This window comes from Kitasatospora sp. GP30 (genome assembly GCF_029892145.1).
GTDB lineage: Bacteria > Actinomycetota > Actinomycetes > Streptomycetales > Streptomycetaceae > Kitasatospora > Kitasatospora acidiphila.
The window spans coordinates 21,760-40,756 of sequence record NZ_JARZAH010000043.1 but is presented as its reverse complement, the minus strand read 5'-3'; the positions used below and the strand labels follow the sequence as shown (position 1 = coordinate 40,756).

Below are 18,997 nucleotides of genomic sequence, written 5' to 3'. Positions count from 1 at the left end.
TCACTGGAAACGGGAGGGTTCTGTTGTCGGCACGACTGACTACCGGGCGATGGCTCACGATCTGCGCCATCACCGCCACCATGGGATTGACCGTCGGCTCACCGGCGGGGGCCAACCCGCTGCCGCACGCGGCGTCGGGCACCACGGCGCAGCCGATGGACAAGGGTGATGGCGGGGACGAGTCCGACTCCATCCAGGAGGGCGCCGACCAGCGCGCCGAGGCCCGCACCTCGCCGGGCGTGGTGGCGCCGGGCGCGTTCGGCGCGGCCTGGAACGCGCTGAAGGCGCTCCCCGACACCGGCGGCCAGTGGCAGCACACCACCGGTCTGCCCTATGACTCGGACGACCCGCGCTACCGCGATACCGCCTCCAACTCCAGTGCGGGCATGGGCAAGGTGACCGGACGGGCGTCCGCCGTCGCCGCCGACGACAAGGGCGACGTCTACGAGGGCAGCGCGGGCGGCGGCGTCTGGCGCTCCACCACCGGCGGCGGCAAGTGGCAGCCGATCAGCGACAAGCTGCCCGCCCAGGCCACCGGCGCGCTGGCGCTGGACGGCAAGGGCCGGCTCTGGCTGGGCACCGGCGAGGCCTCCACCAACTCCGACGCCTACCTGGGCGCCGGCGTCTTCGTGCTGGACCACCCGGAGCACGGCGAGTTCAGCGCCAAGTCCCGGGTCGGCGGCCCGGAGTTGGACGGCACCACCATCCACGAGCTGCGGTTCGGTGGCGACAAGGTGTGGGCGGCGACCAGCAAGGGCGTGTGGAGCCACTCCACCACCGACCTGAGCGGCCCGTGGACCCTGGAGTTCGCGCCCAACCCCGACTACCTGCCCGGCGGCAAGCTCGCCGCCGACCCCAACGCGCCCTACAAGAACCTCACCAACGACATCGCCATCGACCCCAAGGACCCGTCCAAGGTGGTGCTGGCCGTCGGCTGGCGCACCGGCGACACCTACAACGGCTTCTACAGCCAGACTGCGGATGGCAGTTGGCAGCGGGTGAGCGCGCTGGGCGACCTGCCGTCCGACGCCGCGGACATCGGTGAGGTGACCTTCGCCCGCTCGGCCGACGGCTCCAAGTACTACGCCATCGACCAGTCCCCGACGATGCAGAACTCCGGCGCCCCCAGCGCGCTGGCCGGCATCTTCGTCTCCGACTCCGGCTCCCCGCTGGGTCCGTGGACCAAGGTCGCGGACGCGAGCAAGCTGGCCGGCTCCGGCTCGGCGCTCACCTCGTCCAGCCAGCTGCCGGGTCAGCAGTCCTGGTACGACCAGTCGCTCCAGGTCGACCCGAACGACCCCAAGCACCTGTGGGCCGGTCTGGAGGAGGTCTTCGAGTCCAAGGACGGCGGGGCCACCTGGAACACCGTCGGCCCGTACTGGAACTTCACCTTCGCCTGCTGGAGCATCGACCCGACCAAGCAGAGCGGCAGCTGCCCGCAGACCACCCACCCGGACCAGCACGCGCTGGCGGTGGGCTCGCTGAACGGCAAGTCCTATGTGCTGGCGGGCAACGACGGCGGCCTCTACTCCCGCCCGGTCAGCGGCCAGGTGGACGCGCTGGGCCACGGCACCGACTGGACCTCGCTCAACGACGGCACCATCGACACCCTGGAGTACTACTCGGTCGGGGTCGGCAAGGACCTGACCTACGGCGGCACTTCGGTCACCGGCGGGATGCAGGACAACGGCCAGTCGATGCTCCGCGGCCGCGGCGACAAGGTGATGGGCTCCAACTTCGGCGGTGACGGCGGCGAGACCCTCACCGACCCGGCCAACGGCTGCAACATCGCCCAGGAGTACGTCTACCTGGCGATCAACGTGACCCAGAACTGCGCGGTCAACGACGGCAGTTACCTGACCGACCCGAGCAAGGCCACCACCTTCTCGGTGGCCCCGCCCGACAACGCGCTCGGCGGCGCCGGTGCCCGGTTCATCGCCCCGATGGCGGCGGACCAGCAGAACGGCAACCTCTGGGTGGCCGGCGGCCGGCACGTCTGGGTGCAGAGCCAGGGCTACGCGATCCGGGACAGCAGCGCCTGGACGAGCGCCTACGACCTCGGTGACGGCCATGTCGCCACCGCCGTCGCGTCCTCGGGCGGCAAGGTCTACGCCGCCTGGTGCGGCCCGTGCAACAACCAGGGCTTCACCCGCGGCATCGCGGTCGGCAACGCGGACGGCACCGGCTGGCAGCAGCTGACCCTGCCGGCCGACGGCACCGTGCCCAACCGCTACCTGGCCGGTCTGGCGATCGACCCGAAGAACCCCAGCCACGTCTTCGTCGCGGTCAACGGCTTCTCGCGGGCCTGGACTTCGGGTCCGGGCGCGGGCGTCGGCCATGTCTTCGAGTCCACCGACGCCGGTGCGCACTGGGCGGACATCTCGGCCAACCTGCCGGATGTGCCGGCCGACTCGCTGGTGATCACCAAGACGGGCGGGCTGGCGCTGGCCACCGACCTCGGCGTGCTCTACCGGGGTGCGGGCCAGCGCGGGTGGCAGCGCGTGGGCGAGCTGCCGGCGGTCGCCGTCGACCAGCTGACGCTCGGCACCGACGGCCGGCTCTACGCGGCCACTCACGGCCGCGGCATCTGGTCGTTCAAGGTGGACGACCTCGACCAGAACGAGCAGTAGCCGAGTAGGTCAGCGAGGGGGTCGGGGCGCGGGTTCCCGGCCCCCTTCGTCATGCGCCCTACTGCCCGTCCACCTCGCCGTAGCCCGGCTGCGGCCGGGCCGGCACGGTGGCGAGCGAGCGCAGTCCGCGGATGACGGCCAGCCCGCGGCGCACGGCGGCCCAGCCGGTGGGCTGCGCCGGTGCGGCCGGTGCGGTGGTGGGGGCGGCGGGCCGCGGTGCCGGGGCGGTCCGCTGGGCGGGGACCGCGGTGGTGCCGTCGGCCGTGCCGGGCTGCTGGGTCATGGCCCCTCCTGGTCTCCACGGGTGAGAGGGACTTTAGTCCTATCCGAAGTCCTATCCGATCCGCAGACCATCACACCAGGGTGAGAATCACCTTTGCTCCGGCGCTCAGTCGCTCTTCGCACCCGGCCAGTTGCGCAGGCCGTCGGTCAGCAGGGTGAGCAGCCGGTCCTGGGTCTCGGCCAGGTCCTCGCTCAGCCGGAACGCCCCGGCGATGCTCAGCGAGGCGAAGCCGTGGGCGATGGCGCGCACCGAGCGGGCCGCGTGCACCGCCTCGGAGTCGGTGATGCCGTAGTCGGCGAGGATCTCGAAGATGGTGCCGACCAGCAGGGTGGCCGCGTCCATCAGCTGCTCGTCGCCGGGCAGCGGCGCCTGCGGCAGCGCCGCGTACCGCAGCGGATAGGTCATCGCGTAGGAGTGGTAGGCCTGCATCAGCGCCGTCACCGCCGGCTCGCCGTGCTGCCCGGCGATCGCCCGGCGCAGTTCCCCGGCCAGGTCGGTGGTGACCCGGATGGCGATCAGTCGGCGCAGTCCGGCCAGTCCGCCCGGCACGTGCTTGTAGAGCGAGGGAGCGGCGACCCCGGCCCTGGCGGCGACGGCGGCCAGGGTCAGGGCGTCCGGCCCGTCCTCGTCGATCAGGGCCAGGGCGTGGTCGACCACGGCGTCCGGGTTGAGTCCGGCACGGGGCATCAGGCCACCTCCTTCAGGAACGGGAGCAGGGCGTCGGCGGTGGCCTGCGGGAACTGGGCCTGCGGGTAGTGACCGGCGCCGTCGATCATCACCTTACGGCCGTTCAGCGCGGCCACCTGACGGCCCGCCACCAGCTCCGGGTCGGGGAAGTCGGGGTCCTTGCTGCCCATCACCACCAGGGTCGGGACGTTCACCCCGGTGCTCCAGCCGATCGGCGCCGAGTCGCCGAACACCTGGCCGCGGGTGGCCTTGCGGCGGCCCGGGGTGCGCAGGTCGGCGACCAGGCCGGCGTTGTAGGCGGCGATCTCCTCGGTCACTCCGCCCGGGTAGGCCACCTTGTTCAGGTAGTAGCCCCAGACCTTGGGGAAGGCCAGCACGGCCGAGCCGAGGGTCTTGACCATGGCCTTCTCGAAGGCGGTGGCCGGGACCTTCTCGATGAAGGCGTTCATCAGCACGATCCCGGCCACCCGCTCCGGCGCGTCGGCGGCGACCCGGACCACGCTGGCACCGCAGTAGGAGTGGCCGACCAGCACGGCCTTGTCGATCTTCAGGTGGTCGAGGAGGGCGATGGCGTCCGCGGCCGCCGAGGCCGGGCTGTAGTCGTCCCAGTCGATCGAGGACTCGCCCCAGCCGCGCAGGTCCATGGTGATCACCCGGTGGCCGGCCGCGGCGAGCAGCGGGCGCAGGTGCCGGAACAGGGCCCGGTCCTGGAGCATCCCGGGGAGCAGCAGCACCGGGGCGCCGCCGCCGGTGCCCGGAGTGTCGTCGAAGGCGAGGGTGCCGCCGGGGAGTCGGAGGTACTGGGTCTGCGGGGCGGTGCTGGTGGCGTTCGTGGCGTTCATGGCGCGGGCCTCCTGACCGGGATCGGTGGGTGCCGGCTGCTGCCGACACCCACAAAGCTATGGCTAATAGCCTTAGCCGTCAACCCCTGGACGGCCAGTGGCATCAGGACTCCACCCGGAACGGATCGTGCTCGGCGAGCAGCTTCTCCAGGCGCGCCTGGTCGACCCGGTTGACCACCTCGCCCTCCTGCTGGCGGTCCCGGATCACCTTGGCCAGGGTGAACGCCGAGGTCACGGTGTAGAGCGCGCCGAGCGCGAGGAAGGCGCGCACCCATGCGCTGACCGGCAGATAGGCGATGCCGATCGCGAGTCCGCTGCCGGCAAGGGCGAAGGAGAGGATCGCCTGGACGTAGTAGGCGGACGTGGTACGCGGCTGCACCGAGGAAGTCATGTGTGAAGGATCGCCAACTCCGGTGCGCGGCACCTGAGTACGCGTACTCAGTTCGGCACTCAGCGTGAGGGGCGGTCAATCCCACGGGGGCGGCTTGGAATCAGGAGCTCCTAGGATTAACGTTTGATAACGCAGCGCGGTCGGAAACGCCGTACCCTGACGGCACCGTGCGCGTCGCCTAATCCGCAGGCCTGCCTCAACCGCAGGTCGGGAGCCGGGGAACCACCGTTCCTTGGGGTGAATCGGAGCGATCCCGGCCACGGCCGGGGCCGCTCGGTAGGAGACCTTCCGCTCCGAACCCGTCAGCTAACCCGGTAGGCGCGAGGGAAGGAAAGGAGCGCGCCCCCCGTGGCGTTGACGCACACCCCGCATGGCAACAGCGGCCTGCTCGACCACCCCGACGCGCCCGACGACACCGCCCGCCACCGGCTGCCCAAGCAGACCCGCACCAGCGCCCCGGTGCTCGGAGTCACCGCGATGGCCGCCGCCCTCGGCGCCACCGGCTTCACCGCCACCGCCGCCGCGGCCGCCGCCCCGACGAGCGCCGCGCCCGCGGTGAGCGCGCCCGACCAGGCGGACCCCGGGCTGGCGCTGGCCGCCCGCATCCAGCAGCAGGCCGACGGCGCCCCGGGCGCCGAGGACGGCGAGGACGCCGACCAGCTGACGGCCGGCCAGGGCGCTGCCCACCAGGAGAGCGCCCGGCAGGAGGCGGCCCGGTTGGCCGCCGCGCAGGAGGCAGCCGCCAAGCGGGCCGCCCAGCAGGCGGCCGCCACCGAGCAGGCCACCCGCACCGAGCAGCCGGCGGCTCCCGCCGAGGCCTCCGAAGCCGCCATGGCCGCACCCGCCGAGCAGCCGGCCGCCGTCTCCCCGCTGCCCGGCTACACCGTCGACACCCCGGCCGCCACCCCTTGGGTGCAGCTGCGCACCGGCGTCGAGATCTCCGCGCCCGCCCACACGCCGGTGCGCGCGATCACCGCCGGCGCCGTCAGCTCGGCCGGCTGGTCCGGCCGCTACGGCTACCGGGTGATCCAGACCCTGCCGGACGGCACCGAGCTCTGGTACTGCCACCTCGCCTCGATCTCCGCCACCGGCGGGGAGCTGGCCCCGGGCGCCGTGCTCGGCCAGGTCGGCGCCACCGGCAGCCGCGCCACCGGCCCGCGCCTGCACCTGGAGGTCCGCCCGGGCGGCGGCGCCCCGGACGACGCGCTGGCCTGGCTGCAGGCGCACGGGGTCACCGACTAGCTCACTCGCCTTCGGCGGTGCCGTCCCACTGCCCGATGTCCGGCAGCTCCACCAGGCCGCGCTTGACGATGTACTGGTCCACCTCGGCGGCGCCCGGCTCGGGCGCCAGGTCCTGATACTCCGTCAGCAGCAGCTCCGGCAGCCCGGGAACCGTCCACTGCCCGAGCAGCCGCACCGCCTCGGCCTGCACCGCCGCCTCGAACTCGGGGAGGTCGCCGGCCAGTTCGGCGGGCATCGGGAGGCCAAGGGCGGTCAGATCGGCCAGGTTGCGGTAGCTGCGCTGCTTCAGGTGGTCCTCCACCAGCAGCCGGGCGCCGTCGGTGGCCATGCCGATCGACAGCAGCACGCCCTCGGTCCAGCCGTCCACGCCCTCCGGCTGCTCCAGCTCCGTGAGTTCGGCGAGCACCGCGATCCGGTCGTGCGGATCGAGCACCCGGAACCAGTCCAGCCAGGCCCGCACCGCGTTCTCGTCGGCGGTGTCCACCCCGGCGGCGCGCAGCAGCAGGGTGTACAGCCGGGGCCAGGTCAGCAGGTGCGGCTGGCGCAGCAGCCCGGCCAGCAGCTCGCCCTGCCACTCGGCCTCCTCGTGCAGCCGCTGCTGCCGCTTGGCGTTCAACCGCCGGGCCGCCCGCTGGTGGTCGATCAGCAGTCGGACGGCGGCGCCGTAGGCCAGCGGGTCCTCGTCCGGGGCGGGCTGCACATACAGGTGGATCCGCTCGTAGAGCAGCTCCTGCACCAGCGCGGAGGTGAGCTCGGGGAAGCCGTCGTACATCCGGGCGTCACCCAGTTCGAGCAGCGCCAGGACCGCGTTCAGCGGACCCTCCGGCACTGGGTCGAGACCCTGCTCGGCAGCCCAACGCAGCAGCTCAGCGGTGTGCGGCCGGGGTGCCAGCCGCAGGTTCTCGTCGTCCATGACCGGTACGGTAACCGCTTCGGCGGGCACTACCGTACGTGCCATGCACCCCGTCCTGCTCACCGGGCCACGGCTCACCATCCGTGAGTTCCACCATGTGCCGCGCGACATCGACGCGTTGCACGCGATCTTCGGCGATCCGGAGACCGCCCGCTACCTCTCGTTCGAGCCGCGCGACCGGGAGGACTGCGCCGACCAGGTCGCGCTCTACCTGGACGAGGCGGAGAAGCAGCCGCGCACCGTCTTCCGGATGGCCGCCACCCTGACCGAGGACGGCGAGGACGCCGTGCCGCTCGGCAACGCGGTGCTCGGCATCGAGGGAACCGAGGCGCAGCGCGCGGCGTTCATCGGGTACGCGCTGCGGCGGGACGCCTGGGGGCTCGGGTACGCCACCGAGATCGCCCGGATGCTGTGCGACTTCGCCTTCGGCGAGCTCGGGCTGCACCGGCTGGCCGCCCGTCTGGATCCGGCCAACCTCGCGTCGGCCCGGGTGCTGCGCAAGGTCGGCTTCCAGCTGGAGGGCCGGATCCGCGACGACCTCCACCTGCGCGGCGAGTGGCACGACGCGCTGCAGTACTCGCTGCTGGAGCACGAGTGGAGCCCGGGCGGCACCACGGTGGGCGGGGCAGCGGGGGGTTAACCCCACCCCGGGTTCGCCGGGCAGCCGCATTACCGCGCGGCGCCCGCCCCGGCAGGGTGGAGGCATGACGACGACGACCTTCGCGACCACGGCCACTACCCCGTCGGCCCGGCGCGCCCCGTACGGCCACCGGACGTTCCGCGAACTCGGCTACATCTGCACCTCGCTGGTCACCGCGATCATCGGCTTCACCTGGGTGGTCGCCCTGTTCTCGATCGGCGCCGGCACCCTGGTCACGGTGGTCGGCCTGCCGGTGCTCGCCCTGCTGCTGGCCGGCGCCCGGGGCCTGGGCCGGCTGGAGCTCCACCGGGTGCACCGGCAGCTGGGCCTGCCGCTGGCCGCGCCCGCCCCGGTGGCCGTGCCCGAGGGGGCCGGCTTCTGGGGGCGGGTCGGCGCGCGGCTGCGGGACGGCGCGGGGTGGCGGGCGGTCGGGTACCAGGTGCTGATGTTCCCCTGGCGGGTGTTCAGCTTCTGCGTCGCCGTCACCCTGTGGAGCACCGGGCTGGCGCTGGCCACGCTGCCGGTCTGGAACTGGGTGTTCCCGACCTACGTGGGCTGGCCCGGCTACCGGCTCTTCGACTACACCGACGCCCACCACGTCCACCACGCTTACTACATCGCGTCGTTCTGGCAGGTGACCCGCGCCTCGCTGGTCGGGATCGGGTTGCTCCTCCTGGCCGCCTGGGCCACCCACCTGCTGACCAACGTCTCGCGCGGCGCGGCCCGCGCGCTGCTGGCGGACTGGTCGTCCTAGCCCTCCTGCGCCGGGCGGTAGGTGCTGACGACCGCCCCCGTCTTGGCGGCGACCGACGAGACCAGCTCGAAGCGCCGCTTGCCGCCGTCCGCCGGGAAGATCGTCTTGCCGCCGCCGAGGATCACCGGCATCTGGATCAGCGTCAACTGGTCCACCAGGCCCTCGCCCAGCAGCGCCCGCACCAGCGTCGGGCTCCCCATCATCGCCAACTCCCCGCCGTCGGCCGCCCGCAGCGCGCGGATCTCCTCGACGGCCCGCGCCGCGTCGATCCGCACGGTGTTGTGCCAGGTCAGCTCGGAATCGCCGAGCGTGCCGGTCACCACGTACTTGCGCAGCGAGTTCATCCGGTCCGCGAACGGATCCCCGGCCCGCTCGGGCCACGCCGCCGCCATGGTCTGCCAGGTCCGCCGCCCGAACAGCAGCGCCTCAGCCTTCTCCAGCCCCGCCGCGAACGCCCCGCCCACCACCTCGGGATCGAAGAACGCATGGGACCAGCCCCCGTGCGCGAACCCCCCGTCCACATCCTCCTGCGGTCCACCCGGCGCCTGCACGACCCCGTCCAGGCTGATGAACTCACTGACCACCACGCGCATCCCACTGCCTCCTCGTCTGCGGCCCTACGGCAATGAAGACCCCGTCCTCACCCGGAAATCATCGCTCGCGGCGCATCGGATCCGGTGATCCGACTCACATCCGCTCACTGCACGGCCCCGGCCCGGTCCAGCAGTTCGATCACCACGCCGTTGGGGTCGGTGACCTGGAAGAGGCGCTCGCCCCACTCCTCCGCGAGCAGCGGGAGGGTGATCGGGGCGCCCTCGGACTGGAGTCGGGCGTACTCGGCGTCGAGGTCGGCGACGGTGAGGGCCAGGATCGTGCCGGCCGCGCGCTGGTCCCGGAAGTCGGCCGGGAGGACTTCCAGCCCCCGGCGCAGGAAGATCACGCCCGCCGTGTCGTTCCGGGTCAGGGAGACGAAGCCGTCGGCGGACATCGCCTCCTGGTAGCCGAAGTGCCTGGCCAGGAAGGCGGCGGAGCCGGCGACATCGTCGACGGTGAAGCAGATGGCGGTGTTGGTGACCTGCATCTGAAGCTCTCCCAAGCTCGGTCATGAACTCTGTACGCAGTACTCTATACAACGTACAGAGAATAGCGCCAGGGCTTGCGAGAAGATGTCCCCATGGCGAAGGCGAAGGACCGCAGTGGCGCAGGCGACCCGGTGCGCACCCTGGAACTGCTGTGGCGCGAACCCGGGCACGGCGTGGCGGCGCGCGGACCCAAGCAGCAGCTCAGCGTGGACACGGTGGTCGACACCGCCGTCGAACTGGCCGACCGCGAAGGGCTGGACGCGCTCACCATGCGGGCCATCGCCCAGCGGCTCGGCGTCACCCCGATGACGCTCTACACCTACGTGCCGGGCAAGGCCGAGCTGCTCGACCTGATGCTGGACGCCGTCTACCTGCGGATGCCCCGCACCGCCCACCCCGCCGCCACCGCCTGGCGCACCCGGGTGGCCGCCGTGGCCGCCGAGAACCGCGAGCTGCTGCTCGCCCACCCCTGGGTGATCGGCCTGGCCGCCACCCGGCCGCCGCTCGGCCCGGGCCTGATGACCAAGTACGAGCACGAGCTGGCCGCCTTCGAAGGGCTCGGGCTGGACGACATCGAGATGGACGCCGCCCTCACCCACCTGCTGGACTTCGTCCGCTCGACCGCCCGCACCGCCCTCGACCAGCAGGCGGCCGCCGCCGACAGCGCGATGTCCGACGCGGCCTGGTGGGAGGCCAACGCCCCCCTGCTCGCCCGGGTCTTCGACCCCGACCGCTTCCCCCTCGCCACCCGCATCGGCACCGCCGCCGGCACCGCCCACCAGGCCGCCCACAACCCGGACCACGCCTACGAGTTCGGCCTCTCCCGCATCCTCGACGGCCTCGCCGCCCTGATCGACCGCCACTGACCCCTCACTGCGCCACCCCCGGCGTCGGGAACGCGTGGCGCGGCTCGGCGCCCGACCACCAGGCGCCGATGGCGAAGGCGGCCGTCGCCTCCAGGTAGGCGGCGCGGGAGAGGGGGCCGCAGGGGAGCGGGGTGCAGCCCATCGAGGTGATCAGGGTGGTGACCGCCTGCCGGGCAGGCTCCGCGTCGGCGCAGAACGGGACGGTGAGGGGCGCGCCCGCGAACTCCAGGCGGTCCAGGGTCCAGATGCTCTCGTGGCACAGGTTGAACGCCTTCACCACGTGCGCCTCGGGGGCGGCGTCGGCGATCTGCTGGGCGACGGACCGGCCGGCGGGGGTGGCCAGCATCAGGCCGTCCGCCCCGGGGGCCAGCGCGTTGGTGCAGTCCAGGACGGTGCGCCCGGCGAGCTCCGCCGCCAACCGGCCGGCCGACTCCGGTGCCGCGGCGGCCGGCACGGCCAGCAGTACCAGCTCGCCGAACCGTGCCGCCTCGGCCAGGGAACCGTGCCCGGCCGCGCCGATCCTGGCGGCCGTGGCCTGTGCCGCCGCCTCGCTGCGCCCGCCGATCCGGACGGTGTGGCCGGCCCGGACCCAGGCCCCGCCGAGGGTGGTGGCCATCGAACCGGTGCCCAGAATGCCGATGTTCATGGGGTGCTCCCAACGTCGTTGTCGTCGTTGCACCGCACGGTAGGTCGGCCGTTGCACACCGCATGGTGTCCATCGGATCGGGGAGGATACGGGCGTGGAACTGCCCCGACTCGACTACACCTCGGACTGCCGCGCCCGCCTCGCCTTCGAGGTGCTGGCGAACCGCTGGGACAGCGTGGTGGTCTTCACCCTCGCCGAGAACGGCCCGCTGCGGCCCCGCGCGCTGCGGGCGCGGATCGGCGGGATCGGCGCCAAGGTGCTCAATGACGCGCTGCGCCGCCTGGAGTCCAACGGCCTGATCGTGCGCCAGGTGTACGCCGAGGCGCCGCCCCGCGTCGACTACGAATTGACCGGGGCGGGCCGGGCGTTGCTGGTCCCGATGGCGGCGATGGGGGAATGGGCCGCCCGCTACGGCGACGAGGTGCTGGCCGCGCAGGACCGGTTCGCCGAGCGGCGGTCGGGTCAGTGCTGACGAGCCGCCGCGATCTCCAGTGTCAGATCCGTGGTGACCTCGCGCAGCCACTGCCGCTCCGCCCGCCGCGCTGCGGCCGCGCGGACGAAGATGCCGCGGCGGAACCGGGCGACCTCATCGGCGCGCACTGCTCGCCCGTTGTCGTAGAAGAAGCTGGCCGGCTCCTCGATGTACTCCAACCGGCGGCGCAGCACCCGCAGTTGGTCCTGGAGGTCGGGCAGCAGGTGGAGGAAGGCGAGCAGCGTGGCGAAGGCGTTGTTGTCGGTGATCTCCACGGTGCTGGGATCGGCGAGCCGGCCCAGCAGCTCGGCCCGCCCGTCGTCGGTGAGGGTCAGCACCTGGCGGGGCGCGCCCGCGCTGCCGGGCTCCTCGTGGCGGGTGAGCCGGCCGGCCGCGCGCAGCCGGTTCAGCGCCGGATAGAGCGCGCCGTCGCTGACCGGCCGGACGTGCCCGGTCAGACCGGATATCCGGGCGCGGAGCTCATAGGCGTGCAGCGGCTCCTCGGCCAGGAATCCCAGGATGCACAGGGTCAGCATGGCCGCCAGCCTACCCCGGATGCCTCGATTAGAGTTGTGAACGCGAGGGCCGGGCGGTACGGGGGTCCGTCCGGCCCTTCGGCTACTGCCGGAGCCGGTCGGCCGGGCCCATGACGATCACGGGGTGCGCGGCCGGGTCCAGCATGGTGAGCAGGGTGCGCATGTCGTCCTTGGCGAGGGTGACGCAGCCGTGGGTGGGGCCGCCGTGGTCGACGTGGAGCCAGATGCCGCCGCCGCGGTAGTCGCCGAGTGGCTGGCTCTCGTCGAGCGGGGAGCGGCCGGGGACGCGGTTGTAGTCGATGGCGACCACGTAGTCGAAGGCGCCGGTCAGGGGTTCGCCCTCGAAGCCGGTGCCGCCGACCGCGAAGGCATTCGACCGGTAGTAGGGCAGCCTGGTGCCGGGGTCGGGCAGTTGGCCGCCTGCGTCGCTCAGCGAGAAGACCCCGATCGGGCTGTGCAGGTCGCCCGAGCGGTGCTCGGCGGTCCAGCCCTGGCGGGCGTTGTGGGCGCGCCACGCCGGGCCGGCCGTCCAGTGCCCGTCGTCGTCGGCGGTCCACAGCTGGACCGCGGTGTCGGAGGAGTCCGCCCCGCTGCCGGCGGCCACCAGCACCTGACGGGCGTCAGGGGGCAGCAGCGCCAGGGTTCCCGGGCCGAGGCCGGCGATCGCGGGGGGCGCGGGCAGTGGCTCCAGGGGCGGCACGTCGGCCGCCGGCGCACCGCTGAGGGTGGGGTGCGCCGGAGGCGTGGGCGGGAAGGCGGGGGTCGCGCACGAGGCGGTCGCGCCGGCGAGCAGGCCCACCGCGCACAGCAGCGCTCGGCCGTGCCGGCGCATCAAGTCGCGCGGCGGCCGGGCGGCGGCACCGGCAAACCTGGCGAAGTCCTTCACGGCGCGGGCCCTTCACTGGACTGGTGGTGTCCTGGCAACGACGGCGAGGGGTGCGGGGTACTTGTCGAATTGCGCCAAACGTTGCGATAGGCAGGCAAATGCCTGCACAATCGAATCATGAGCCTCGAAGGATCAGCCATCGACGCGGTCTTCAAGGCGCTGGCCGACCCGACCCGCCGACTGCTGCTGGACCGGCTGCGCGAGCAGGACGGCCAGACCCTGCGCGAGCTGTGCGAGCAACTGGAGATGGCACGGCAGTCGGTGACCCAGCACCTCGACGTCCTGGTGCGGGCCGGCCTGGTGACCGTCGTGCGGCGCGGCCGGGAACGGCTGCACTACCTGAACCCGGTGCCGATCCACGAGATCGAGGAGCGCTGGATCGGGGGCTTCGACCGGCCCCGGTTGCAGGTGATCAGCGCCATCAAGAACCAGGCAGAGCAGGAGCGAGCCATGAGCGACACCTCCGCGGGCGCGACCGGATCCGTGCCCACATACGTCTACGTCACCTACATCAAGGCCACCGCCGAGCAGGTCTGGCGGGCGCTGACCGACGCCGACCTGACCGTACGCTACTGGGGGCACGCCAACGTCTCCGACTGGCAGTCGGGCTCGGCCTGGGAGCACCGCAGGACCGACGGTTCGGGCATCGCCGACGTGGTCGGCGAAGTCCTGGCGGCCGAGCCGCCGACCCGCCTGGTGGTCACCTTCGACGGCCCGGTGGACCCCGACCCGGGACACCGGCCGGCCACGGTCACCTTCCTGATCGAGCCGCACCAGGAGATCGTCCGCCTCACCGTGACCCATGAGAACCTGCCCGACGAGCAGGCGCTGCACGACGTCTCGCGCGGCTGGCCGGCGGTGCTCGCCAACCTCAAGTCGCTGCTGGAGACCGGCGCGGTGCTGCCGCAGGTGCCGTGGGAGATGCCCTGACGCGGGGGCGCCCTTGAGTCTCCACCAGGTGGAACCGGCAAGCTGCTGCCATGTCCAACGGCGACACCACCCGCTACTCCATCGGTGAGCTGGCCCGGCGTACCGGGCTGGCCGTACGAACCATCCGGTTCTACGCCGACGAGGGGATCGTGCCGCCGACCGATAGGAGCCCCAGCGGCTACCGGCGCTATGACGAGGATGCGGCGGCCCGGTTGGATCTCGTCCGCACTCTGCGGGACTTGGGGATCGACCTGCCGACGATCCGCCGGATCCTGGACCGGGAGACCACGCTGCCCGAGGTGGCCGAGCTGCACGCGCGTGCGATCGAGGCGCAGCTCGGCATGTTGCGGCAGCGGCTCGCGGTGTTGCGCGCGGTGGCCAAGCGCGGGGCCTCAGTTGAGGAGACGGATCTGATGCACCGGCTTGCCCAGTTGTCCGATGCCGAACGGCGAAGCATCATCAGCGATTTCGTGGAGGAGGTGTTCGCCGGTCTGGACGCCAACCCGGCGCTGGTGGCGATGATGCGGGCGGCGATGCCCGAGCTGCCCGAGGAGCCGACCGTGGAACAGGTGGAGGCCTGGGTCGAGCTCGGGGAGCTCGCCCAGGACCCCGACTTCCGCGCGGCGGTGCGGCGGATGGCCGAGTACCAGGCGGCGGAGCGCGCGGCCGGTGACACCACCGGGCTGCACCACGAGCTCACCCAGGCGGTGCGCGAGCAGGTCGGCCGCGCGCTGACCGACGGCCTGGCGCCGGACTCCCCGGCCGGTGCCGCGGTGCTGGACTCGCTGACCGCCCAGTACGCCCAGGTCTTCGCCCGGCCGGACGACACCGAGCTGCGGCACTGGCTGCTGCGGCGGCTGGACGTGGCGGGCGACCCCCGGACCGAGCGCTACTGGCAGCTGCTCTCGATCGTCAACGGCTGGCCGGTCCCGGAGAGCCTGGCGCCGGTGATGGCCTGGCTGGCGGCGGCGCTGCGGGCGGCGCCGACGGCGTAGGCGGGTCCCGGGATGCGGGGCGTCACCGGCCGTGGTCGGCTGGGCGGTGTGCTGATCACCTCCCGTCCGCTGGACGAGTACTGCGTGTTCTTCGGGCTCAGCCGGGCCCGGCTGAGCGCGCTGCCCGGGCCGGTGCTCGACTGCCCGGGCGGGGCCTCGGGCCTGGTGGCGGAGGCGCGGGCGCTCGGGTGCCGGGTGGTGGCCGCCGATCCGGCGTACGCACGGCCGACGGCGGAGCTGCTGGCGGCGGCGGAGCGGTCCCGGCAGGCCATGGCGGCCGCGATGCCGGCCGACCCGGCCCACCATCCGGCGCCCCGCCACCGCCCGTATGACAAGTACCTGCGCAGCTGGGACCGGGCCCGGGCGCTGTTCGCCGCCGACCGGGCCGCCCACCCCGGGAGCTACCTGGCCGCCCGCCTGCCCGAACTGCCCTTCGCAGATGGCAGCTTCGCGCTGACCCTCAGCTCCTACCTGCTCTTCGCCTACCCCGAACGGTTCGGCCCCGACGAGCAGTTCGAGGCATTGCTGGAGCTGGTCCGGGTCACCGCGGCCGACGGCGAGGTGCTGGTGCACCCGCTGCACGACGGCGCCGGCCACCGCTGCCCGCACCTCGCGCAGCTGCGCCGGGCACTCGGGGAGCGCGGCGTGCACAGCGAGTTGCGTACCGCCCGCGAGCCGGGGGACGGACGGCGGCGCTGGTCAATGAGACTGACGCATTATCAGAAGCAGAGGGAGGGTCAGAGGAATGGCGGCAGAATCCGGCCAAGTGCGGGGAAATCCGGAACAGAAGCATCCTCTCCCGCTACCGTGCGTTGAGTGACCATCACTCTGACCAAGACCAGCAGCCTGCTCACCGCCGTGATCGCGGGTGCCGCCCTGCTCACCGTGACCGCCCCGGCCGCGCACGCCGGCAGTCTGCCGTCCGACCAGTGCTCGGCCGACTTCTACGACGGGGATGCCCGGCTCGGCCCGGCGCAGCTGCCCAGCACCGGCCCGGTCGGCCAGGAGATGTCCGGCTACAACCGCACCGGCGGCGCGAGTGACCAGTCCTTCCTGCAGCAGTACTACGACTCTGCGTCCGGCAGCTGGAAGTACCCGCCCGCCGACGGCTACGTCGTGGTCAACAACCAGCCGGTGGAGTTCGACCAGACCCTTCCAGTCGGTCAGGACATCGACCGGTTCGGCTCCGAGTACGGCTCCTTCCTGGCGCCGGAGGGCCTCCCCTACGCGATGCGTTCGATCCCGCCGCAGAGCCTGGACGGCAGCCCGGCGGCCGGCTGCAACTACCACGACTACAAGGTGCTCAAGCCGTTCGCCGTGCACGCCGGTCCGATCGCGCCCTGGTTCAACCAGCCCGGCTACGGCTGGCAGTACCAGCTCGACGCGACCCTGGTGCCCGGCGCCCCGGCGAAGATCAACGTCGGCTGGCTGATCACCAACGGCTATCTGCAGCGCCTGATCTGATCATCGATCAGGTCTTGATCGGCGATCAGGTTCACACCCCGGACGGACGCGCCGCCGGGACATGGCCGATGGCGTCCAGCTTGGCCAGGATCCGCTCGGCGATCCAGCGGCGGTCGGAGGCGTCCGGAATGCCGTCCGGGGCCAGCAGTTGGTTGATGACGGCCGTCCGCAGCCGCATCCGCTGGTCCCGGCCGAGCCGGCTCAGCATGCCCCGGGCGGCGAGCAGCGCGTTGTAGTGCTCGAACGCGCTGCGCGGATGCTCGATGTACTCCAACACGCTCTCGAAGTCGCCCAGCGCGGCGTTGCCCTGGGTCAGCGCCAGCGCCTGCAGCCGCAGGCCCTCGTCGTCGGAGGCGAACAGACCGCGCACCTCGTCCGGGGTGGCCGGGGAGCGCTTGGCCCCGGCCCGCACCTCGGCCACCTGGCTCACCGACGCGGCCCGCTGCGCGGGGCCGGGCTGGCCGGCCTGGTGGGCGAACTTGCCGAGCCGGCCCATCGCCTGCACCCGCAGGTCCTCGGCGCCGACCTCGTTGCCCTCCTTCAACTGCTCCTGGGCGCTGGTGAACAGGTGCAGCGCGGCGCCGTCGGCCCGGGTCAGCGCGCCGGCCAGCAGCAGCCGGGTGGCCAGCCAGCCGCCGAGGAAGCCGAGGATCACGAAGTAGAGCACCAGGGCGGCCGCGAACGGGGTGGCGTCGGTGCGGCCGCCGAGCGCGGGGGAGAGCGCCCGGCCGAGCTGGCGGGCGCCTTGCCAGATGCTGCCGAGCTGGGACAGGCCGACACCGAGCAGCAGCTTGGTCAGCCAGTCGGAGACCTGCTCCAGGTTGGTGTTGGCGATGTACTGCCCGCTCAGCGGTGCGGAGTTGGCCGTACTCGTCGAAGTCGTCGAACCCGCGGCGTTCGGTGCGCCGGTACCGCCGCCGAGCACATGCGGAATGCCGAACAGGAAGCCGACCAGGGCGCCGGCCACGGTGGTGGCGCAGGCGATCATCACGCCGGCGCCGAGCGCGCTCACCGGATGCGGCGCGCCGGTGGTGTAGAGCAGCAGCCCGAGGAAGCCGAGCCCGAACAGGGTGCCGATGGCGACGGCCTGCCAGCGCCGTATCACTCCGGTCGGTCCCTGCTGCCGACCCGCCGACCCCTGCAGTGCCTGCAACCCCTGTAGCCCCGCCATCGCCCGCTCCCCGTCGCATCCGGTCCGCTCCGAACGCGAACTGTAGCGCTCCGGGGGCCGCCGACATGCCGACGACGAACGGCGAACGCACGCAACGTCGACGACCGGAAGGCGAGCGGAAAGAGGAGGGGGAGACGACGGGAGAGGTGCCCCGGAAATGCCGAAGCCCCCGGGCCTCGTTTTGAGGGGGTCCGGGGGCTCGACAACTTCTGCGCGGTTCCATCCGCGGGGCGCCGGCTGATCAGGCCGACAGCTCCACGGAGGCGCGCCCGAGCGAGTCAGACGCGCGAAGCGCAGTCATCGTGGTACTCAACTCAGGATCACCTCCTTTCCGTGTTCGACGCCACGATAGGCAGACGGCACCGCCAGAGGCAACGAATTATCGGAGCCGATTGCCGGGCCGGTTCAGCGACCCGTTCAGCACCCGGCTCGGCGCCCGCCTCAGTGCCCGGTGAGCGCCTTCAGCTTGGCGGCGTCGATGACCTGGTCGGCCGGCGGGGCGGTGACGGTGACCGGCACGTCGTAGTCGGTCAGCGTGATCTTGTCGGTGCCGCCGGTGCCGTTGCCGCCGGTGGCCTGCAGCGGGTACGGCTTGCCCTTGGTGGACACCCAGAGGGTGGACTTGGTGCCGTCCGACGCGACCTCCTGCAGTGTCTGGGCCGGCTGGCCGTTCAGCGTGGTGGCCTGGCCCTTGGTGGGCTTCTCGCTGCCGTCGTCCATCTGGGAGCTGAGCGCCTTGAGGTCGCAGAAGCCCACCATGCCGGCGACGGTCGGGTCGGTGACCGGCCCGCTGACCCACTTGCCGTGGAGGGCCGCGACGGCCTTGGCGCCGCCGAGCGACGCCCAGTAGGTGTCGTCCGGCTTCAGGTAGGTGGTCTTCGACTTGTCCTGGATCACGTCGGCCGAGCCCTTGCCGGGCATCGAGATGGTGCCGGTGCAGCCGCTGCGGTTGTCGGTGGCCAGCTTGACCTTCTGCTCGCCGCCGGTGCCGGCGATCGTCATGTCGATCTTGACGGCCTGGGCGCCGGTCAGCGCGGTCTCGGACGCCTTGAGGATCTGGTCAGCACTCATCGTCGACAGGTCCGGGCCGCCCGACGTGTCGGCGGAGGGGGCGCTGGAGGCGGCGCCGGAGCTCGCCGCGGAGGGCGCAGCGGGGCTGGCCGCAGGCGCCGCGCTGGAACTCTTGGCGCTCGAACCGCAGGCGGTGGCGGCCAGCGCTATCGCGGCGCAGGAAAGGGTGACCCCGAAGGTACGGGAGATTCGCACGTTCTGTCCTTCTCGCGGGACGTACCCGGCCGGTCGGTGCCGGGCGAAAGCTCACGAGAAGCTATCACCAAGATCAGAGTGTTTTGGTTCCACCGCCCGGCCCCTGAATTCCAGCCCTGCGGCCCACTCGCCACGGGAACGCCGAAGGCCCGGTGGAGAATCTCCACCGGGCCTTCGTGCTACTGAGTAGCGGGGACAGGATTTGAACCTGCGACCTCTGGGTTATGAGCCCAGCGAGCTACCGAGCTGCTCCACCCCGCGTCGGTGAACACAACAGTACGCGACGACGTCGTAGAAGGGA

22 protein-coding genes, 1 tRNA gene and 1 riboswitch are annotated in these 18,997 nt (G+C 72.4%); of the genes, 10 read left to right on the top strand and 13 right to left on the bottom strand.

The window, feature by feature from the left end:
* Positions 1-80 precede the first annotated feature (80 nt).
* Positions 81-2,630: a glycosyl hydrolase gene (locus tag P3T35_RS34715; protein WP_101385022.1), complete on the top strand. Its 2,550-nt coding sequence runs from the start codon at positions 81-83 to the stop codon at positions 2,628-2,630.
* 58 nt (positions 2,631-2,688) lie between these two features.
* Here the strand turns inward: P3T35_RS34715 and P3T35_RS34710 are convergent, their stop codons facing one another.
* From P3T35_RS34710 to P3T35_RS34695, 4 genes are all read right to left on the bottom strand, one after another.
* The gene (locus tag P3T35_RS34710) at positions 2,689-2,913 is read right to left on the bottom strand and encodes a hypothetical protein (RefSeq protein WP_101380415.1); all 225 of its coding nucleotides are present in this window, start codon (positions 2,911-2,913) and stop codon (positions 2,689-2,691) included.
* A 105-nt stretch (positions 2,914-3,018) separates the two neighbouring features.
* Entirely contained in the window at positions 3,019-3,600 is a 582-nt protein-coding gene (locus tag P3T35_RS34705) for a TetR-like C-terminal domain-containing protein (RefSeq protein WP_101380414.1), read from the bottom strand.
* A complete protein-coding gene (locus tag P3T35_RS34700; RefSeq protein ID WP_101380413.1) occupies positions 3,600-4,442 on the bottom strand; it encodes an alpha/beta hydrolase in 843 nt (280 codons plus the stop codon). Before P3T35_RS34700 ends, P3T35_RS34705 begins: the two co-directional genes overlap by 1 nt.
* Before the next feature lie 103 nt (positions 4,443-4,545).
* Positions 4,546-4,833 (bottom strand): YiaA/YiaB family inner membrane protein, encoded by a 288-nt coding sequence (locus P3T35_RS34695; protein WP_101380412.1) that lies wholly within the window; start codon positions 4,831-4,833, stop codon positions 4,546-4,548.
* Between the two features lie 165 nt (positions 4,834-4,998).
* Positions 4,999-5,168, top strand: a riboswitch (cyclic di-AMP (ydaO/yuaA leader).
* A 13-nt stretch (positions 5,169-5,181) separates the two neighbouring features.
* Between P3T35_RS34695 and P3T35_RS34690 the strand changes: the two genes are divergently transcribed.
* Positions 5,182-6,075, top strand: a complete 894-nt coding sequence (locus tag P3T35_RS34690) for a M23 family metallopeptidase (RefSeq protein WP_101380411.1) — start codon at positions 5,182-5,184, stop codon at positions 6,073-6,075.
* A gap of 1 nt (position 6,076) precedes the next feature.
* Here the strand turns inward: P3T35_RS34690 and P3T35_RS34685 are convergent, their stop codons facing one another.
* Complete coding sequence (locus P3T35_RS34685) at positions 6,077-6,988, bottom strand: hypothetical protein (protein ID WP_101380410.1); 912 nt, start codon at positions 6,986-6,988, stop codon at positions 6,077-6,079.
* 43 nt (positions 6,989-7,031) lie between these two features.
* Here P3T35_RS34685 and P3T35_RS34680 point away from each other — a divergent pair, with 43 nt between their 5' ends.
* Entirely contained in the window at positions 7,032-7,628 is a 597-nt protein-coding gene (locus P3T35_RS34680) for a GNAT family protein (protein WP_180356449.1), read from the top strand.
* Positions 7,629-7,692: 64 nt separating this feature from the next.
* A complete protein-coding gene (locus tag P3T35_RS34675; RefSeq protein ID WP_101380408.1) occupies positions 7,693-8,382 on the top strand; it encodes a sensor domain-containing protein in 690 nt (229 codons plus the stop codon).
* Here P3T35_RS34675 and P3T35_RS34670 read toward each other — a convergent pair.
* Positions 8,379-8,975 (bottom strand): dihydrofolate reductase family protein, encoded by a 597-nt coding sequence (locus P3T35_RS34670; RefSeq protein WP_101380407.1) that lies wholly within the window; start codon positions 8,973-8,975, stop codon positions 8,379-8,381. The genes P3T35_RS34675 and P3T35_RS34670 overlap by 4 nt on opposite strands.
* A 104-nt stretch (positions 8,976-9,079) precedes the next feature.
* The gene (locus P3T35_RS34665; RefSeq protein WP_101380406.1) at positions 9,080-9,463 is read right to left on the bottom strand and encodes a VOC family protein; all 384 of its coding nucleotides are present in this window, start codon (positions 9,461-9,463) and stop codon (positions 9,080-9,082) included.
* A 93-nt stretch (positions 9,464-9,556) separates the two neighbouring features.
* Between P3T35_RS34665 and P3T35_RS34660 the strand changes: the two genes are divergently transcribed.
* Positions 9,557-10,330 (top strand): TetR/AcrR family transcriptional regulator, encoded by a 774-nt coding sequence (locus P3T35_RS34660; RefSeq protein WP_101380405.1) that lies wholly within the window; start codon positions 9,557-9,559, stop codon positions 10,328-10,330.
* A 4-nt stretch (positions 10,331-10,334) separates the two neighbouring features.
* Here P3T35_RS34660 and P3T35_RS34655 read toward each other — a convergent pair whose 3' ends face one another.
* Positions 10,335-10,976, bottom strand: a complete 642-nt coding sequence (locus tag P3T35_RS34655; RefSeq protein ID WP_101380404.1) for an NAD(P)-binding domain-containing protein — start codon at positions 10,974-10,976, stop codon at positions 10,335-10,337.
* A 100-nt stretch (positions 10,977-11,076) separates the two neighbouring features.
* Here P3T35_RS34655 and P3T35_RS34650 point away from each other — a divergent pair, with 100 nt between their 5' ends.
* On the top strand, positions 11,077-11,448 hold the full coding sequence (locus P3T35_RS34650) for a helix-turn-helix domain-containing protein (protein WP_101385021.1): 372 nt from the start codon (positions 11,077-11,079) through the stop codon (positions 11,446-11,448).
* Here P3T35_RS34650 and P3T35_RS34645 read toward each other — a convergent pair.
* Together P3T35_RS34645 and P3T35_RS34640 are read right to left on the bottom strand one after the other, a co-directional pair.
* The gene (locus tag P3T35_RS34645) at positions 11,439-11,984 is read right to left on the bottom strand and encodes a PadR family transcriptional regulator (protein ID WP_101380403.1); all 546 of its coding nucleotides are present in this window, start codon (positions 11,982-11,984) and stop codon (positions 11,439-11,441) included. The two genes, P3T35_RS34650 and P3T35_RS34645, sit on opposite strands and share 10 nt — an antisense overlap.
* 82 nt (positions 11,985-12,066) lie before the next feature.
* A complete protein-coding gene (locus P3T35_RS34640) occupies positions 12,067-12,870 on the bottom strand; it encodes a L,D-transpeptidase family protein (protein ID WP_280709098.1) in 804 nt (267 codons plus the stop codon).
* Between the two features lie 138 nt (positions 12,871-13,008).
* On the opposite strand from P3T35_RS34640, the gene P3T35_RS34635 reads away from it, so the two are divergent.
* The 4 genes from P3T35_RS34635 to P3T35_RS34620 are packed head-to-tail and all read left to right on the top strand — an operon-like array spanning position 13,009 to position 16,259.
* Positions 13,009-13,800, top strand: coding sequence for a metalloregulator ArsR/SmtB family transcription factor (locus P3T35_RS34635; RefSeq protein ID WP_218976794.1), 792 nt, complete (start codon positions 13,009-13,011; stop codon positions 13,798-13,800).
* Between the two features lie 50 nt (positions 13,801-13,850).
* The gene (locus tag P3T35_RS34630; RefSeq protein WP_101380401.1) at positions 13,851-14,795 is read left to right on the top strand and encodes a MerR family transcriptional regulator; all 945 of its coding nucleotides are present in this window, start codon (positions 13,851-13,853) and stop codon (positions 14,793-14,795) included.
* Positions 14,796-14,807: 12 nt separating this feature from the next.
* Positions 14,808-15,611, top strand: a complete 804-nt coding sequence (locus P3T35_RS34625) for a hypothetical protein (protein ID WP_101380400.1) — start codon at positions 14,808-14,810, stop codon at positions 15,609-15,611.
* On the top strand, positions 15,612-16,259 hold the full coding sequence (locus tag P3T35_RS34620) for a TNT domain-containing protein (RefSeq protein WP_280709095.1): 648 nt from the start codon (positions 15,612-15,614) through the stop codon (positions 16,257-16,259).
* A 31-nt stretch (positions 16,260-16,290) separates the two neighbouring features.
* Here the strand turns inward: P3T35_RS34620 and P3T35_RS34615 are convergent, their stop codons facing one another.
* The 3 genes from P3T35_RS34615 to P3T35_RS34605 all read right to left on the bottom strand — a co-directional run bounded on the left by P3T35_RS34615 (position 16,291) and on the right by P3T35_RS34605 (position 18,957).
* Positions 16,291-17,430 carry a hypothetical protein gene (locus P3T35_RS34615; protein WP_143676800.1) on the bottom strand — a complete coding sequence of 380 codons (1,140 nt, stop codon included), beginning with the start codon at positions 17,428-17,430 and terminating at the stop codon, positions 16,291-16,293.
* Between the two features lie 441 nt (positions 17,431-17,871).
* On the bottom strand, positions 17,872-18,696 hold the full coding sequence (locus tag P3T35_RS34610; RefSeq protein WP_101380398.1) for a hypothetical protein: 825 nt from the start codon (positions 18,694-18,696) through the stop codon (positions 17,872-17,874).
* A gap of 187 nt (positions 18,697-18,883) precedes the next feature.
* Positions 18,884-18,957: transfer RNA gene (locus P3T35_RS34605), tRNA-Met, on the bottom strand.
* Positions 18,958-18,997: the final 40 nt, after the last annotated feature.